This is a genomic window from Acinetobacter sp. 25-47-122 (assembly GCF_056779695.1).
This window is the reverse complement of the sequence record NZ_JBWYIJ010000012.1, coordinates 62,197-80,312: the sequence shown is the minus strand read 5'-3', so window position 1 is coordinate 80,312 and position 18,116 is coordinate 62,197. Positions and strand designations below refer to the sequence as shown.

The 18,116-nt window shown below is 35.3% G+C and carries 16 protein-coding genes and 1 pseudogene; 12 read left to right on the top strand and 5 right to left on the bottom strand.

Annotation, left to right across the window (positions count from 1 at the left end):
• Window positions 1-40: 40 nt before the first annotated feature.
• A complete protein-coding gene (ampD, locus tag AC1M9P_RS12040) occupies window positions 41-610 on the top strand; it encodes a 1,6-anhydro-N-acetylmuramyl-L-alanine amidase AmpD (RefSeq protein ID WP_481587744.1) in 570 nt (189 codons plus the stop codon).
• Between the two features lie 68 nt (window positions 611-678).
• Window positions 679-2,232, top strand: a complete 1,554-nt coding sequence (gene murJ / locus AC1M9P_RS12035; RefSeq protein WP_481587766.1) for a murein biosynthesis integral membrane protein MurJ — start codon at window positions 679-681, stop codon at window positions 2,230-2,232.
• A gap of 74 nt (window positions 2,233-2,306) precedes the next feature.
• Here the strand turns inward: murJ and bamJ (AC1M9P_RS12030) are convergent, their stop codons facing one another.
• From bamJ (AC1M9P_RS12030) to AC1M9P_RS12010, 5 genes are all read right to left on the bottom strand, one after another.
• Window positions 2,307-2,996 carry a BamJ family beta-barrel-assembly machinery protein gene (bamJ, locus tag AC1M9P_RS12030; protein WP_481587743.1) on the bottom strand — a complete coding sequence of 230 codons (690 nt, stop codon included), beginning with the start codon at window positions 2,994-2,996 and terminating at the stop codon, window positions 2,307-2,309.
• A 47-nt stretch (window positions 2,997-3,043) separates the two neighbouring features.
• Entirely contained in the window at window positions 3,044-3,751 is a 708-nt protein-coding gene (gene bamJ, locus AC1M9P_RS12025; protein WP_481587742.1) for a BamJ family beta-barrel-assembly machinery protein, read from the bottom strand.
• Window positions 3,752-3,932: 181 nt separating this feature from the next.
• Window positions 3,933-6,119: a polysaccharide biosynthesis tyrosine autokinase gene (locus AC1M9P_RS12020; RefSeq protein ID WP_481587741.1), complete on the bottom strand. Its 2,187-nt coding sequence runs from the start codon at window positions 6,117-6,119 to the stop codon at window positions 3,933-3,935.
• Between the two features lie 17 nt (window positions 6,120-6,136).
• Window positions 6,137-6,565 carry a low molecular weight protein-tyrosine-phosphatase gene (locus AC1M9P_RS12015; protein ID WP_481587740.1) on the bottom strand — a complete coding sequence of 143 codons (429 nt, stop codon included), beginning with the start codon at window positions 6,563-6,565 and terminating at the stop codon, window positions 6,137-6,139.
• Window positions 6,565-7,668, bottom strand: coding sequence for a polysaccharide biosynthesis/export family protein (locus AC1M9P_RS12010; RefSeq protein WP_481587739.1), 1,104 nt, complete (start codon window positions 7,666-7,668; stop codon window positions 6,565-6,567). Before AC1M9P_RS12010 ends, AC1M9P_RS12015 begins: the two co-directional genes overlap by 1 nt.
• A 270-nt stretch (window positions 7,669-7,938) precedes the next feature.
• Between AC1M9P_RS12010 and AC1M9P_RS12005 the strand changes: the two are divergent.
• From AC1M9P_RS12005 to AC1M9P_RS11960, 10 genes and pseudogenes are all read left to right on the top strand, one after another.
• Window positions 7,939-8,432, top strand: a pseudogene (locus AC1M9P_RS12005) (nucleotide sugar dehydrogenase); the annotation flags it as partial.
• 474 nt (window positions 8,433-8,906) lie between these two features.
• Window positions 8,907-10,421, top strand: a complete 1,515-nt coding sequence (locus tag AC1M9P_RS12000; protein ID WP_481587738.1) for an MATE family efflux transporter — start codon at window positions 8,907-8,909, stop codon at window positions 10,419-10,421.
• Between the two features lies 1 nt (window position 10,422).
• Complete coding sequence (locus tag AC1M9P_RS11995) at window positions 10,423-11,409, top strand: polysaccharide pyruvyl transferase family protein (RefSeq protein ID WP_481587737.1); 987 nt, start codon at window positions 10,423-10,425, stop codon at window positions 11,407-11,409.
• A complete protein-coding gene (locus AC1M9P_RS11990) occupies window positions 11,399-12,196 on the top strand; it encodes a glycosyltransferase (protein ID WP_481587736.1) in 798 nt (265 codons plus the stop codon). Before AC1M9P_RS11995 ends, AC1M9P_RS11990 begins: the two co-directional genes overlap by 11 nt.
• A 2-nt stretch (window positions 12,197-12,198) precedes the next feature.
• On the top strand, window positions 12,199-13,401 hold the full coding sequence (locus AC1M9P_RS11985; protein ID WP_481587735.1) for a hypothetical protein: 1,203 nt from the start codon (window positions 12,199-12,201) through the stop codon (window positions 13,399-13,401).
• Window positions 13,398-14,501, top strand: a complete 1,104-nt coding sequence (locus tag AC1M9P_RS11980) for a glycosyltransferase (RefSeq protein WP_481587734.1) — start codon at window positions 13,398-13,400, stop codon at window positions 14,499-14,501. Before AC1M9P_RS11985 ends, AC1M9P_RS11980 begins: the two co-directional genes overlap by 4 nt.
• On the top strand, window positions 14,488-15,627 hold the full coding sequence (locus AC1M9P_RS11975; protein ID WP_481587733.1) for a glycosyltransferase family 4 protein: 1,140 nt from the start codon (window positions 14,488-14,490) through the stop codon (window positions 15,625-15,627). The genes AC1M9P_RS11980 and AC1M9P_RS11975 overlap by 14 nt, the downstream gene beginning before the upstream one ends.
• Window positions 15,628-15,631: 4 nt before the next feature.
• A complete protein-coding gene (locus tag AC1M9P_RS11970) occupies window positions 15,632-16,573 on the top strand; it encodes an NAD-dependent epimerase/dehydratase family protein (protein WP_481587732.1) in 942 nt (313 codons plus the stop codon).
• Window positions 16,574-16,587: 14 nt separating this feature from the next.
• Window positions 16,588-17,598 (top strand): MraY family glycosyltransferase, encoded by a 1,011-nt coding sequence (locus tag AC1M9P_RS11965; RefSeq protein ID WP_481587731.1) that lies wholly within the window; start codon window positions 16,588-16,590, stop codon window positions 17,596-17,598.
• On the top strand, window positions 17,591-18,112 hold the full coding sequence (locus AC1M9P_RS11960) for a PglD-related sugar-binding protein (protein WP_481587730.1): 522 nt from the start codon (window positions 17,591-17,593) through the stop codon (window positions 18,110-18,112). The genes AC1M9P_RS11965 and AC1M9P_RS11960 overlap by 8 nt, the downstream gene beginning before the upstream one ends.
• The last annotated feature ends 4 nt before the right edge of the window (window positions 18,113-18,116 follow it).

The following is an 18,116-nucleotide window of genomic DNA, read 5'->3' as shown; positions in this document are numbered from 1 at the left end:
ATGAATTGTCATAACTTGCAAACACGGATTGAGATCACACATGTCGAATGTACCCAAGCTTCAAGTGGTAGATGGTGTATTACAAGGTGCAAGATTTATTGCTTCACCAAATTTTAATCAAAGACCAGACCATACTGACATTCAACTGGTGGTCATCCACAATATTAGCTTACCGCCCTCACAGTTTGGAGGAGGCTATATTGAGCAGTTTTTCCAAAATAAATTAGATTGGAATGTACACCCTTATTTTAAAACCATTGAAGGGATGCAGGTCTCAGCACATTTATTGATTTTAAGGTCAGGCGAAATTTTACAGTTTGTTAACTTTAAAGACCGTGCTTGGCATGCGGGACGCTCTACGTACATGGCAAATCCAGAATGCAATGATTATTCGATTGGCATTGAACTCGAGGGTAGTGATGATCAAGATTTTACGGAACAACAATATCAAGCTTTAGTTGAAGTCGTGGCAATACTTCAATACGCTTATCCTAAAATTAAAAGTCATATCGCAGGGCATTCAGATATTGCACCTGGACGAAAGACCGATCCAGGACCGCATTTTCAATGGTCTTATTTTAGAGATCAATTAAATCAACGAAAAATATGATGCTTTGTCGAATGAAATAACAATTTAAAAGCGAAGTTTTATTACAATATCGTCAATCTTTTTAAGTGGTGAATATGATGGCGCTTTGGCGATCCACCTTTATTGTGAGTGCAATGACCATGTTGTCTCGTGTCATGGGGCTTATTCGAGACATGGTGCTGTTAAATGTGTTCGGGGCAGGGAAAGACTTCGATACTTTTGTCGTAGCGTTCCGTATTCCCAACTTTTTTAGGCGTCTTTTTGCCGAAGGTGCATTTTCCCAAGCATTTATTCCTGTTCTCACAGAATATAAAACCACCAAACTCCATGCTGAAGTTCAGATCCTAATTAGTCGGGTATTTGGATGTTTGCTTACCGTAATGACGGCATTAACTTTGCTGTGTATGATTGTTGCACCTGCGATATTGTATGTTTATGCGCCAGGATTTCATGCTGATGCAGCCAAATTTGATTTATCAGTCGACTTATTCCGTCTCACCATTCCCTACCTGATGTTTATGTCGCTGACGGCATTTGCCAGCAGTATCTTAAACAGCTATGGCTCATTTACCACACCCGCATTTGCGCCAGTATTGTTGAATATTGCAATGATTGCAGGGGCTTTGTGGCTGTCTCCACATATGGAAACACCCATTATGGCATTGGGTTGGGCAGTGGTGTTTGCTGGCATTTTGCAATTAGCCCTACAAATTCCGGAACTGTGGCGCAAAAAACTCCTGATCCCACCCAAAGTTGATTTTAAGCACGAAGGTGTCGAGCGCATTTTAAAATTAATGTTGCCTGCACTGTTTGGGGTTTCAGTCACACAAATTAATTTGCTGCTCAATACCATTTGGGCGTCTTTTATGCAAAATGGTTCTGTGTCATGGCTTTATACAGCAGAACGGATGACCGAATTGCCTTTAGGCTTAATTGGTGTAGCCATCGGAACGGTGATTCTGCCTGCACTCTCTGCGCGTAAAGCGGAACAGGATCAAACTAAATTCAAGGCCATGTTAGATTGGGCTGCACGTGTCATCGTATTTGCTGGTATCCCAGCCAGTATCGCTTTATTTATGTTGTCTACACCGATTATTCAAGCGCTGTTCCAACACGGTGCTTTTGATGCACGAGCGACAGAAATGACCGCTTTGGCATTACAATGTATGAGTGGTGGTGTTTTGGCATTCATGTTGATTAAAGTCTTTGCTCCTGGATTTTATGCGATTCAAGATACCAAAACCCCAGTACGTGTTGGCCTCATGGCAGTTGCAGCCAATGCCATTCTCAATGTGGTTTTTATTGGTATCTTCAAATGGATGGGCTGGGAAGAACTCCATATGGCATTGGCGTTGTCATCTACAGGTTCTGCTTTAGTCAATGCAGGGATGCTATATTTCTATTTACACAAGCGTGAAATATTCCGATTTGGTCCGCACTGGAAAAAGTTATTTTTCCAATTTATGGTGGGTAACGCCGTGATGATCGCAGCCCTATGGTATGGCCTAAGCTGGTATAACCCAGATGTAGCACCGTGGATGCGTGTATTTGAAGTGCTTGCTCTTTGTGTATTAGGTGTGGTTGCCTATGTAATGGGTTTATTTGCGACTGGCTTTAGACCAAGACAGTTAAAACACGGCTAATGCTTCAAACAGACTCTCAATAAAAACATAAAAAAACATCGCTTCCGCGATGTTTTTTATAAGTTATGTGAACATTAAGGCAAAACTTTTAAAAGTTCGACATCAAAGATTAAGGTGCTGTTCGGCTCTATCGCATCGCCCGAACCGATCTCACCATAGGCCAAATCAGCAGGAATAAAGAAGCGGTATTTAGCACCTTCCTTCATGAGTTGTAAGCCTTCAGTCCAACCCAGAATGACTTGACTCACTTGGAATTCAACCGCTTGATTACGCGCGATCGAACTATCGAATACTGTGCCATCGATCAAACGCCCTTCATAATGAACTTTCACTTTTGACGTCGCTTTAGGCGTTTTGCCTTGACCTTGCTGAATCACTTGATATTGCAGCCCTGTTGGTCGTGTGACGATACCTGCTTTCTTGGCATTCTCTTGTAAAAATTGCTGCCCAGATTTTAAATTTTCTGCAGCCAATTTTTGAAATTCGATCAGCTGTTTGGATTCACTCTGCTTTTTGTATTTGGTTAAAGCCTGCGCCATTTCTTGATCGGTTAAACTCGATTTTTGACCAGTTGAGCCTTGTTTCAATCCTTCAATAAAGGCATCTAAATTGATATCTTTTAATGTATCCGCATTGGTACGTCCCATCACATAGCCATAGCTATATCCGAGCTGATCTTTTTCAGTACTTTTATTGCTAATGTTTGCCGCAAATGAGCTAGAGCTGAGGATCAGCAGACTGCTTAATATAGAGATTTTTTTCATCATTCAAATCCAAAAAAGGAGAGCTGAAGGCTCTCCTTTTGATTAACTTATTTGACTTCGATTAATTCAACATCAAAAATGAGCGTGCTGTTTGGTGGAATCGTACCAGGAACACCCTGTTCACCATAAGCCAGATTTGATGGAATATATAAGGTTGCTTTACCGCCTTCCTTCATCAATTGTAGGCCTTCGGTCCAACCAGGGATGACCTGATTCAACGGAAATTCAATCGGTTCACCACGTTCAACCGAGCTATCAAAGACTTTGCCATCAAGTAATTTACCGGTGTAATGCACTTTAACCACGGAGTTTGCAGCAGGTTGTTTGCCTGTACCTTCTTTGCTGACGAGATACTGCAAACCAGAAGCAGTTGTTTTAACATTCGGTTTTTTTGCATTTTCAGTCAGGAAGCTATTGCTTTGTGCATCGGCAGCTTTAGAGTCCTCGACTTTCTTTTCTTCTAATTCTTTTTGTAAAGCCACATAGGCAGTTTGCAGTTCTTCATCGGTATAGGCACGTTCTTTTTTAGCATGCGCTTCACGAACACCGACAATAAACGGATCAATGGCAACTTCAGGAGGAGTTTGGCTGGCAACTTCATAACCGAGTGCATAACTGATTTTATCAATCGGTTTTGCATCTGCAGTCATGCTAGAAACTGTCGCAGATGTTGGATGTTGACTTGCATAATAAACAGGGACGAGCGCAGCACCGCCTAAAACGACAGCAACAGCGATGGGTAAAGCTTTACTCATGAGATTTCCAATTTTTTCAATTCTATGTGCGACATTCTAAAATCGCGGAACCAAAACAGCATAGCGTCAATTCACTTTCAGCGATATAGAATTTCAATGAAATCAACAAAATTTCACAAATATACAGTGTTTGATCGGCATAAAAAAAGCCTGAATAGATCAGGCCTTTATTCAACAATAATTAATCATTGTCCTTTGAGGCTTTATACGCATACGCATAGTTATAGCCATAGCCATAACCTGCCGCATTACGTTGAATGTCATTTAAAATAAAGCCATTCACTTTCACACCGGCTTGTTCGAAACGATTGACTGTGATTTCGAGTTCTTTCATTTGTGTCTTCGCATAGCGAGCAATGACCAAATTCACACCTGCATATTGCGAAATGATAATACCGTCAGTCACCGCAAGTACAGGTGGCGTGTCAATGATCACATGATCAAACTGTGTTGAAAGTTGTTCAAGCAACTGTTTGAATTTTTCAGAACTCAACATCTCAGATGGATTGCTCGGACTCTTACCACGAGTGATCACACTTAAACCAGCGACTTCAGTGTCTCGAATAATATTTTGTAGAGAGTGCTGATCTGTCATGTAATCAGTCAAACCTGGCTGTGTTTCAATATTGAAATATTTGTGTAGATAACCACGACGTAAGTCAGCATCAATAATCAAAACACGTTTGTCGGCTTGCGCTAATATTGTTGCTAAATTGGTTGAAATAAATGATTTACCCACTTCAGGTGCAGGACCAGAAATCATAATCACATTATTTCGAGCTGAACTCAGCGCAAAATGAATCGCCGTGCGCATACTGCGTAAACTTTCAATCGCAATATCATCGCTATTCTTAATGGCAAGAATTGGGATTTTCTTATGCTTTTTCAGCATCTTAATTCGGCTTTCTTGCACTGGAGAACGCGGTACCGTTGCATAAACCGGCAGATCTAATTCATTTTCAATTTGACTAGAATCTTTGATGCCTGAACGCATCATATTACGTAACAGCGCCAGAAGTGTCCCGAGGAAACCACCAAGGAAAATAGACAGAATTAGGATCTGTAATTTTTTAGGCTTAATTGGTTCAATCGGTTCTACGGCAGTATCAACAATACGAACATTACCAATTTCCCCCGCTTTCGCAATGCGAAGTTGTTGGTACGAATTCAGCAAAGCTGTATACAACTGTTGTTTGACTTCAACTTCACGGAATAACTGTAGATAGCGACGTTGCAAGTCAGGGAGTTGTTTTAAGGTGCCATCTAACTCATTAATTTTTTTATTAATCGCACCAAGCTGAGCGTTCATCTGTTGCATGATTGGATGTTCATTGGTGTATTTCGCACCGGCTTCAGCCACTTTTTGCTCAAGTTCCGCTTTTTGTGTTTCTAAGGCAACACTTTGCGTTAAATACAATTCAGATTCTTTGGTGACATCAACTGTATTAAAGCCTTGACGGAATTTGTTAAATTCGCGTTCGGCGACATCCAGTTGTTGTTTCAGTTCTGGGAGTTGTTCATCCAAGAATTTGAGCGTTTGCGCAGTTTCAGCAGAACGTCGCTCTACATTTTGCTGACTATACGCATTTAAAATCGTATTCAGGACTTTTGTAATATGTTCTTTATCTTGTCCTTGATAATTGAGTCCTAGAACACCCGTCATTTTCCCTTTTTCAGCCACTGAATAGTTGGCCAAAAGCGATTTCATCGCGGCAGGTAACGACTGTTTGGTGATGATATACGTATCACTCAATTGGTCTTGTGTACGAATTTCAACTTTCCATAAGCCATCGCGGGTAGAGCGTTGATTGAGTTGGTTTACTGAACCTTTTAGCACCACTTCTTCGGTTTTTAAATCCGTCAGGGTAAATTGTTTCTCAGTAAAATTAAGTTCTAATGCACGGTCACGAAATTTCTGAGGAACATGGAAATGGGGAATAGCAAAAGATTGTTCGTCATCGTTAAAAATCACAGATTGACGTGAATAACTGGTCGAATAGTCATGTGGTGAAAATAAACGATCAAAGAAAGAGTTTTGCGTACCAGACACTCTAAGATCTAGATTTAAATTCTCAATCACTGAACCGAGGACTAATCGAGATTTCAAGATTTCAATTTCTGCTTGAGCGGGTTGTTTCTGCTCAATCATACTTGAGAGATCACCCAAAAGTGCAGCTGATGTCCCTTTATTTTCTTCAACTTGGACCAAAGCATCAACAGAGTAGGTATCTGGTGTTGTACGCAAGTAGAGTAGCGCACAGACCAGACTCAAAATCACACACAAGGCAATCAGTTTCCATTGTGCGATTAATGAAAAAAATAATTCTTTTAAATCAATTGTATCTTCGGTATTCGCGGTTTGACTCATAATCTTTATTCAAAATATTAAAGGTGTTTTTTCCAATCAGCGATACAATCCTGAATCAACTGACAGGTGTCATTAAAGAATGCTTGATCGTGTTGGTAAGGATCCGCAATATTTTTTTCACGCCAGTGCCCCAAGCGAAAGGTTTTTCCTTTTGCGTATGGCCATGTTTGTTCGATATGCTTCTGTTGGTTCTGGCTCATGACAAGAATCAAATCCGCATTTTTGACCAATTCAGCATTCAGTTTGCGCGCCACATGATCTTGCATATTTATACCGAAATTTTGCATACATTGTAATGCTTTATCATCTGCAGGATGACCAACTAGACCAGAAATACCAGCAGAGTGAATTTTTCGATTTGGGTATGCATCTTTTAGGAAATATTCTGCCATGGGGCTTCGACAGATATTTCCAATACATACCACTAAAATATTTTGAAAATTCATCAATTCCCCAAACGATCTAAATTATATAAAGCATTGGAGAAAGGAATAACCTGGTTGACCACACGTTGCCAGCGCGTTAGACCCGTTGCATCGACATAAACAATATCATTACTTTGCATTTTAAACTGATTGGCGAGACCAAAATTAGCAATGCTAGACAGATCCATATGGAAGATTTCAGTCATAGGTGAGTCACTTTGACTTCTAACGACGTAAATTTTACTGCTGCTTGCAGACAATGGATTCAGGCCTAAGCTCTCCCCAATCACATCACTCAAAGTCATGCCTTGGTCACGCATTGGTAGGGATTGGTTTTTACCCGATTCACCCATGACATAGATTTTTTGGTTTTCGCGAGAGTTGACATAAATCGTATCGTTAGCTTGCACCAAAAGATTGTGTAGCGAAAACCCTGCTTTCTCAAGTTCAATCGAATTTAAATTATAAGTTTGACCATTTCGAACGAGGCTAATCGATGTATTCGCACCAAATTGTGTGTTGACGCCACCAGCTAAGCCAAGCGCCGTATAGATACTGGTGGGTTGATCATTTAATGTATATTGACCACCTTTCATGACATTGCCCTGTACTGAATAACGTTGACCTTGGTAAGACAAAACTCGAGCAATAACATCAGGCGTTTTTAAATAACGGGCAAGTAATTGACGAAGTTCCTGATTCACTCGATCTAAACTTTTGCCAGCCGCTTTATAGCGCCCAATAATCGGGAACTGAATATAGCCACGAGAGTCGATTTGGTAGCCATTTGCTTTAATCGCTTCTTCGTTGCTAATAGTATTAGTGGGGGGGGTAATTTCTGGATATGCCCATAGATAAATGGATAATACGTCACCAGGACTAAGTAGATATTGTTTTTGATTTTGTAAAAATAAATGTCCTAAATCTTGGTGGACATTGACTTGTGCTGGTTGAACAGCAAAAAGGGACTCTTGAGTGAGTTTGATGACATTGACTTGAGTCCCCAAATCCGTCTGAAAAACACCTTCTTCTGGTAAGTCATAGGTTTGAAGACCTGAGGTCACAGCACAACCTGTAAAACTTAAGCTAAGTGCTAATAATAAACTATAGCGGTAGTAACTCACTCGAATTCCTATCATTTTTTAATTAGTAGAATATTTAAAATAGATTCAAAAATCTAAGCTGATATTTGTTGAGCTATATTATAGGAATAAACCTATAACGCCTAGCGGCAATGTGAATATAAAACCCTTTTTTGTTGCTTGATTGTGATTAAGATCATGGGGTTATGTAATGAATTTTTTCAATTGTGATTATTTTACATAAATATTTAATTTAGGATCTGTTATATTACGCACCGTTAAATTGATATTAAATACTATAAGGTATAACGGATGCTGAATGTATCGAATTTAAAATTGGCTCAGGTTGGATTAGGCTATGTTGGCCTACCGATAGCGGTAGAATTTGGTAAAAAAGTGTCTGTCGTGGGTTTTGATATTCATCAAAAACGTAGATGAATTTACAAGTGGCTAACATCATATTTTAGAGGTTTCACCTGACGAGCTCAAACAGGCAAACCAGCTGAGTTATTCAGCAAATTTAGAAGATTTAAAAAAATGAAATTTCTTTATTGTCACAGTACTAACGCCGATCGATGAGTTTAAATAACCTTATTTAAATCTAATCGTTAAAGTTTCACAAAGTATTGAAAAAGTGCTGAAAAAAAGGCGATTTTGTAATGAATGAATCTACTGTGTATCTAGGTCCGACAGGTGAGATCTGTAATCTTGTACATGAACGAGTGTCAGACTTAAAATTTAACCAAAATTTCTTTGTGGGTTATAATCTTGAATGGATCGACTCAGGCGTTAAATTGCAAATTGTTTACATAAAGTATGCTCTTTAGACTTGTATCCAGAATTAGTTTGGCAGCTCGTACTTTAAATGACAGTTGTGATGAATATATTGTGCAAAACTTCTTAAAAGATATCGTGTGTTAATGCATATAATAGATGGTATCAAAAAAATAGGTAATGAGCGTGAGTTGTAAAGAAATTGTCTAAAGGTTAGCGATACAAAATATTGAGACGATTATACTTTTAAAAGGGAATGAACTAAATTTAGATGTTTATAGCCTGTTTATTAATCCCTAAAGTAGAAGGATATGAATGTAATTTCGAATCATATAATACTTTAAAAAATAATGTGTATATAGCACTTATTATTCAAGTCGTTACTCAAGATGAGTAAAAAATCACTGCTGAAAATATATGCTTTGAATAAAACTAAGTGTATTTGGTATGATTTGAGCATTTCTTGAATGAATAAAATACTTCATTAAATTTATGGGTGTAAGTTTTTGAGTCAGACTAAAGTGGTAATAAAAAATACAGTTTACATGTTTTTAAGAATGTTTTTTGTAATGTTTTTAACGCTGTATTCTACTCGTCTTTTATTAAAAACATTAGGGTTTGAAGGCTATGGGCTTTACGATCTTATTTTTGGGGTTGTTATACTTTTCAATATATTAAGTGGGTCAATGGCAACCACATTACAGAGATTTTATAATGTTTCACAAGGGGATTTATACAAAAATTCTATTATCTATAGTGTGTCATTGCAAATTTTTTCTATTATTTCCTTGTTAATATTCTTATTTGGTTTTTTGTTTTGTGGTGATGTAGTTGAATTATTGAATATACCAATTTATTTTATTTATGACGCAGAAATTTTTTTTAAATTGTGTGTTGTGAATTTGGTTATTATGGTTTTTAGATTGCCATTCATCGCATTATTAATATCGAACGAAAAAATGGGAATGTATGCTTCAATTTCAATTTTTGATGCACAACTAAAATTTTTTGGTGTGTTAATATTAGGTTTTTTATCTTTAGATGTATCCAATCTAATTGTTTATGGTTATATCTTAATTTTAATAAATTTTATTGTGACACTTTTATACATTGTACTTTGTTATATTTGGTTGGATATGCCAAAATTACGAAGAATTAGTGATAAATTATATTATAAGGAAATGCTTTCTTTCTCGGGGTGGACAATATTTGGAAGTAGTTCCGCGTTATTTTCACAGCAGGGCTTAGCTATTATAATAAATAATTTTTTTGGTGTGCTTATTAATGCGTCAAATGCAATCGCACAACAAGTGTATACTGCTGTTTATCAATTTGTCAGTAGTTTTCAAACAGCTTATAGTCCATATTTAATGAAAACTTATGCCCAACAAGATTTTGAAAAATTAAAACAATTAATTATTTTCTTCTCAAAGTTTTCTGTTTTCTTATATCTATTGCTAGCAGTGCCACTATTTACATTCGCTGAGTCAATTTTAAAAATTTGGCTGGGAAGTGTTCCTGATTATGCTGTATCGTTTACACGCTTGACATTAATCATAGTATTATTTGAAGTATTGTCAGCACCATTGTGGTTGACCGTTCAGGCATCAGGAAATATTCAACGATATCAGGTTATCATATCAATTATTCTAATAATAAACTTACCCATAGCTTATTTGTGTTTTGTAGTGTGGGAACAACCGATATTGGCTTTTGTTGCAAAAATATTTACTTCAATTCTTGCTTATTTATATAGAATATATAGTGTTCATTCTCTAAGCTGTTTAACTTACAAAGAATACATTGATGAATTAATATTGAGGTTGTTGATATTTTTATTGGCTGTTATGCCAATTATTTTTTTGTATATGACTCAGGAAAATCAGAACTTTATACAAGTTTTAATTAATATGTTAATGATATTGTTTTTGCTCATAATTTTGTTTTTTTGTGTATTTCTTAATCGTAATGAGCATAAATTGATATTTAATTTAATATCTGGTTTTTTTAAAAGGTTTTAAAATGAATGAAATAGATTTGAAAAAAAAGTTGGAATTAATCATTGAATCAAAGTTGTTAACATTGATTGATAGTGATTATGTGCTGTGGGACTTGCCTTACCATATTAATATGGGTGATATTCTAATATGGGAAGGTGAGTTAGATTTTCTAAAAAAAGTACCTTATAAAATGTTGGATTATGGTTCTGCATATACAGTTAAATTTCCTAAACTAGATAGTGAAACAGTAATTTTATTACACGGTGGAGGGAATTTCGGAGATATCTATCGCAGTAGTCAAAATTTTAGAAATAAGGTGATTGAGTCTTATCCAAATAATAAAATTATTATTTTCCCGCAAACAATTCATTACAATGACTTAGATGTTTTTGAGTGTGATATGAGAGTCTTATCACAACATAAATCTTTATTTATCTGTGTAAGAGATGAGTACTCTTACAAATTGTTGGCCGATAGGTTGGTGGAAAATAATATTTACTTACTTCCAGATATGGCATTTTGCATTAATGATGATAAAATTGTTTCAAACAGTAAGGCAAAAACATTATATATGAAACGCATCGATTGTGAGGCGAATGATGATATTGTCGTGGATTTTAACTACGATAAAGTTTCTGACTGGCCAAGTTTTGAGTTTAATACGCCTTTAACAAAAAAGTTAAAAAATAAAGTAATTTTTCAAATCATATTGAATAAATTGAAAGCAAGATTTGGAATAGATTTTTTTTCTACCCATTCAAATAATTTAGATATCTTTATGAGTAATATAATGAGACCCTATCTTTTTTCAGAAGCTTTAAAGTTTATAAATGAATATGAGTTAATTTATACAACTAGATTACATGGGTGTATATTGGCTGTGTTAACTGGTAAAAAAGTAAAGTTGTTGGATAATAGTTATGGTAAAAATAGTAAATTCTATAAAGCATGGTTGTATGATTATGATAAAATAGAGTGTTTGTCTCAGGAGTCAAAAAATGTCGGTTAAGGTTTCAGTGCTGTTACCTGTAAATAGGGATGATGGTTACTTAGACGCAGCTGTTAGTAGTATATTAAATCAAACTTTTAAGGATTTTGAGTTATTAATAATTGCTAATAATTGTACTGATGAGCTTTGGTCTAAAATTGAGAATATTAAAGAATTAGATGTTCGGGTAAAAGCCTATAGGCTAGATTTAGGCGGTTTGACTTTTGCATTAAATTACGGATTAAATATTGCAGCGGGTCAATATATAGCAAGAATGGATGCTGACGATATTTCTTTGCCTGAAAGATTAGAGAAACAAGTAGATTTTTTAGATCGAAATACTTCAGTAGCTATTTTGGGAGCGCAAATTAGTTATATTGATGATAATGGTGAACCATCTTCTCTGAAGGCAAGTGTTTTACCAAAAAATCCTTCTGAGAAAGTGTTATATTACAAGTGTCCAGTCTATCATCCTACAGTTATGTTTAGAAAGTCAGTTATACTTGAAATTGGTGGATATAAATATGGTTTTTATGGCGAGGATTTTGAGCTCTGGTTGCGTTGTATAAAGAATAATTTAAATATAGTGAATTTGCCTGATATTTTATTAAACTATCGAATTCATGAATATCAAGTAAGTAGTACATCTGCAGAAAAAAACATATATATATATGCTATGCTTTATATTTTTTTCAAGAAATATAAAGACTATAATTTCTTAAAGGGAATGTTCTTTCAAAATAAGGTTATTCAATATTTAATTTTGAGAACGCACAAATTTAGAAAGAAAATGTATAATGGAGGATGAGTGTGGGGGGGGATATATTAAAAAAGAGCATTTATACCTTTTCTTCTTTTATTGGTATGTTTTTTCTGATTTTTGATTTAAGAATTTTTGGATTTTTTGGGAGTGCATTTATTGTTCTATTTTTTTCTCTAGTATATTTTATTTTAAATTATAGGGATTTTATTTATCGTTTAGAACAGGTTGTTTCTTGTTTTTCTTTATTTTTGATTTTATTTTTGGTTTATTTAATATTTGTTTCTTTTAGAGTCTATGTGGATATGGCTCAAGATGTTTCTTATTGGTTATCTGCCATGAAATGTTTAGTTATTTTGATTGCAACTTTATTTTATTTAGCTATTTTTTATAAATCTAATATAATCTTAAATATAGTTAATGTTTTTTTTGTTAATGCACTATTTTGTATTTTTTTTGGTACTTTTCCAGATTATAAATTTATTATTTCATATTTTCAATATCCAACCACTATGGGGGGGAATGAGCTTATTGGGATGAGTGAGTACAGAAATTCTTTTTTATCGGGTTCTGGTTATTTTGGTGTAGCCGCACTTTATTCTTTAGTTGTTCCAATAATGTTATATTATATCTTTTTAAATAAAAATTTTTTTAATTATGTGAAATTGTTTTTTGTTTTAATCGCTGGGGTTTTGGCCGGTCGTATAGCATTAGTTGCATATTTTGTTTCTTTTCTTTTGTTTTCTTTTTTTAAAAGAAAAATTAGCTTTATTTTTATTTTTTTTATTTTTATTTTTTTTGGTTACATGGCTTTAAATAATCTGGTTTATTTTGAGGACGCAAATGCATGGATTTCTGAGCTTTATAAGAGTGAAAAATTAGGTGACTCTACTACAGTACAAGATTTAAAACAAATGTTTTATCTGCCTAATGAGTTAACATTGTTATTTGGGGATGGAAGATATGTTTCTGAATTTGGTGGTTATTATGGCGCAACAGATATAGGTTACATGCGTAATATTTTATTTGGTGGTTTAGGATTTGTCTTAATTTTATTGCTTTGTTTTGTTTCTATTTTTTATAGAGTTAGAAAAATCCCAGTAGTTTATATATTGATAATTATTTCTTTATTTTTGCATTTCAAAGGCGTTTTTATTTTTAATAATCCAGGTTTTCTCCCAATCACTCTTTCATTTGTTTTTTATTTATATATAAAGAATAAATTTATTTTAGATTCTAAGAGTATATCATGAATATTTTATTTCTTATTACGGGTCTTGGTGGTGGTGGAGCAGAAAAAGTTGTTGTTGACTTGGCCGATCAAATGACTAAACAGGGTCATACTGTAAAAATTGCTTTTCTAAAAGGAGAGGTTGTTGTAGGGCCAAAAAACCAATCAATAGAACTTATTTATTTAGGTCTTGAATCTTTAACACAATTTATATTTGCTTATCAAGAATATAAAAAATTAGTAAATGATTTCAAGCCAGATGTTGTACATGCCCATATGGTGCATGCCAATATTTTTACACGCCTGTGCCGTTTCTTTGTTAAAATTCCTCGTCTTATATGTACTGCACATAGTAATAACGAGGGTGGCTCCTTAAGAATGCTGGCTTATCGTTTAACACATAATTTAGCGGATATAACAACAAATGTTAGTCAGGCAGCTAGCCAAAACTTTGAAAATTTAGGTGCCGTCCCTAAAGGAGAAATTTTAACTACTTATAACGGTATAGACTTAAATTACTTCAATAAATGCAAATATGAGTTCAGTGAGATTAGGTCAAACTTAGGTGCTGATATTTCTACTACTATTTTTCTTGCAGTTGGTCGTTTTCATGTAGCTAAAGATTATCCAAATTTACTAAAAGCATTTTCTATTTATCTTAACCAGCACGAGAGGGTTGAAAATTTCAAGCTTTTTATTGCAGGTGATGGTGATGATCAAGCGAGATCCGAACTAAAAGCTTTAATAGAAAAATATAATCTAAACAATAATGTTAATCTACTAGGTAGAAGAGAAGATATTCCTGGTCTAATGTCAGTGGCTAATTTTTTTGTATTATCTTCATCTTATGAAGGCTTTGGATTGGTTGTTGCTGAAGCTATGGCCTGTGAATGTTTTGTTATTGCAACCGATTGTGGTGGAACTAAGGAAATTATGGGAGATACGGGAGTTTTAGTTCCCCCTCATAATAGTGAAGCTTTAGCTGAAGCATTCAAGCGAGCTCTTGAAAAAACACCTCTTGAAATACAAGAAAATAATTTCAAAGCACGTCAACGTGTAGAGGAATTATTTTCTTTAGAAAAGTCTGTTCAAAATTGGTTAAAATTGTATGAGCAAAATTAAAACGATCGTAATGATTGGCACTACCGCTGCATGTTTTTACGGTTTTAGGTCAGAGCTTATAAAGAACTTAAACTTAAAAAATATTACTGTTTATGCATTTACTACGGACAATGATGCATTGGAACTAGAAAAAATTAGTGAGTTAGGCGCGATTCCTATCTCTTACCAGCTTAACCGAGGTGGTTTAAACCCTTTAGCAGATATGCTTGCAACTTTTAAGTTGGTACAACAAATCAAACAATTAAAGCCAGACTTAGTTTTTTCATATTTTGCTAAACCTGTCATTTTTGGTACGCTCGCTGCAAAAATTGCAAAAGTTCCAAAAATTATAGGTATGCTTGAAGGATTAGGCTACACATTTACAGATCAACCGAATGGTTTAAGCTCAAAAACTAAACTCATTAAAGCAATTCAAGTTTTTTTATATAAACTTGCGCTACCAAAGTTAGATCAGCTAATTCTACTCAATCATGACGATAAAATCGATCTGCTCATAAATAATGATATAGAAGTCAAAGAAACATATATTTTAGGTGGTATCGGTCTAGATTTAAATCAGTATAAATATTCACCTGCAACAAAAGATTTGCCAATACAATTTTTGTTCATTGGTCGACTTCTAAAAGAAAAAGGAATACATGATTTTATTGCCGCTGCTCAGATTGTAAAACAGAAATTTCCTCAAACAACGTTCACTGTACTAGGTGGAATTGATGAAGCAAATTTAGGTGCTTTAACACAAGGCGAATTGACTCAGTATATTGACAAAAAAGTCATTGATTATCCTGGTCATGTTGAGAATATTGCTGAACGGATCAAACAGTCTCATGTATTTGTGCTGCCATCATATCGCGAAGGCGTGCCGAGAAGCACACAAGAAGCAATGGCAATAGGACGCCCAGTCATTACAACAGATGTCCCTGGTTGTCGAGATACGGTTATAGACGGTGTAAGTGGTTTTTTAGTACCCAAATGGGATCCGCAAGCACTGGCAGAAAAAATGATTTATTTCATCGAGCACCCAGAGCAAGTTCGTATGATGGGGGATCAAAGCCATAAAATTGCGATTGAAAAGTTTGATGCAGAAAAAGTAAACCAACGCTTATTAGAAATATTGGGAATTTAAAAATATGAAGGTCTTACTTACAGGCAGTAACGGTTTCTTAGGTCAATATTTATCACAATTCTTGGTTGAAAAAGACTATTTCATTTTAGCGCATACTCGTAAAGCCCAAACTTTTGAACATCCAAATATTAGTAATATTAATTTTGATTTAAATGATAATTTAGACAATATTGATCTAAATCAGGTGGAGATTATTATTCATTGTGCAGGTCGTGCGCACGTCATGAATGAAACTGAAGAATCACCACTTGAAGCATATCGTAAGACAAATGTCCAAGGTACTTTAAATCTTGCTAAAAAAGCTGTAAAAAGTGGTGTAAAACGTTTTATTTATTTAAGCAGTATTAAGGTCAATGGTGAACAAACCACCACACAAGCTTTTCAACCCCATGATGCTGTCTGCACAGATGATCCATATGGCTTATCTAAATATGAAGCCGAACAAACCTTACTTGCGCTCTCTCAACGTACAGGTTTAGAAGTGGTTATTATTCGCCCCGTCCTCATTTATGGACCTAATGTAAAAGCCAACTTTAAAAGTATGGTGAACTTGGCAAGTAAAAAACTCCCTTTGCCGATTGGTTGCTTAGACAATAAACGCAGTATGGTGAGCGTCTATAACTTAGCTGACCTGATTCATACGTGTATGACTCATCCAAATGCCAACCGTGAAGTATTTTTAGCCAGTGATCAGGATGACATTTCGGTTAAACAACTATTCGAAAAATTAGCAAAATATCAAAATAATCAATTGCTAGTGCTACCTATACCAAAAAGCTTGATCAGTTTTATAGCAAGTTTAGTGGGGAAAAAAGCAGTTGCATCACGTTTGTGTTCAGAATTAGTAGTAGATACTATAAAAAACACTCAGCTTTTAGGCTGGACAGCACCATATAGTGTGGATGAAAGTTTAGAGAAAATGTTTAATACCTTAAATAAAAATTGAGTCTAGTCATAGTTATGTCCATTCTTTCCCTTTTTGTATTCTTTATGCTTGCATTCGCTATGACTTATTTTATGCGAACTTATGCTTTAAAGAAAAATATCATAGACAACCCTAATGAACGTAGCTCCCACAGTGTACCCACGCCGCGCGGTGGTGGGGTTGCGGTGGTATGTAGTTATTTACTGGCACTCGTGGTGTTAATCTATAGCCAACAAGTGACAGTACATTTGGGCTTAACTCTGATGGCTGCAGTGTTTGTCATCGCTTTACTGGGCTTTCTCGATGACCATGGCCATATCAATTCCATGCTACGTTTAGCAATCCATTTTTTGGTTGCAATTGGAGTGGTGATCAGTTTAGGTGGCTTTGCTGGGGTAACTGTTTTTAATGGTCTAGAACTTGGCTTTATCGCCAATATTATTGCGGTATTATTTTTGGTGTGGTTGCTCAATCTATATAACTTTATGGATGGTATTAATGGTATTGCGAGTATTGAAGCAATCACGACAACAGTTAGCGTAGCAATTTTATATTGTGTCCTTAGTGTTTCATTAAATACGGATCTTCTTTTATTACTCGCAGCTTCTGTATTTGGCTTTTTATTATGGAATTTTCCCAAAGCTAAAATTTTTATGGGGGATGCCTGTAGTGGTTTCCTTGGTTTGACACTAGGTATCTTAGCCTTAATAGCACTTAAAGAAAATGTAGCTCTGTTTTGTGCATGGATTATTTGCCTGGGTGTCTTTATTGTAGATGCAACATATACACTTGTTAAACGTGTATTGAGTGGTTACAAAATGTATGACGCGCATCGAAGTCATGGCTATCAAATTTTATCTCGTAAATGGGGAAGTCATACGCCAGTGACCATGGGTGTTCTATTTATTAATATCTTATGGCTATTCCCAATCGCTTATTTAACAGTCAAAGAATATTTTGTTATGCCTGAGGTGGGTGTTTTAATTGCTTATTTACCTTTGCTGGTAGTAGCAGTTTTCCTAAAAGCAGGGAATCCTGATGCCTGAGCAAAAAACAACTTTACCTGAATTAATCATTCTAGGCGCTGGTGGTTATGGTCAAGCATTAGCTGAAGTCGCACAAATGTTAAATCAGTGGTCTAATATCTATTTTGTGGACGATCAATGGCCGCACAAGAAGATAATTAACGGCATTAAAGTTGTTTCAAATATAGAGGTTTTACAAGATTGGGTTGAAAATAAGTATGTTGAGGGCATTGCTGCTGTAGGAAATAATCAAATTAGACGTCAATGGCATGAAATTCTTATGGCGTGTGATATACCTTTGGCTACTATCATACATCCAAGCGCAATTATCAGCCCGAGTGTAAAAATTGGAAAGGGAGTTTCAATTATGGCTGGTTGTATATTAAGCTCCAATGTGATTATTAAAAATGGTGTCTTATTAAATTTAGGTGTACTTCTCGACCATGATGTCGTGGTGAGTGAATATGCACATTTAAGTGTTGGCGTTAAATGCGCTGGGGGAGAATTAATTGAAGAGAATGCGATTTTGAAGTAATACA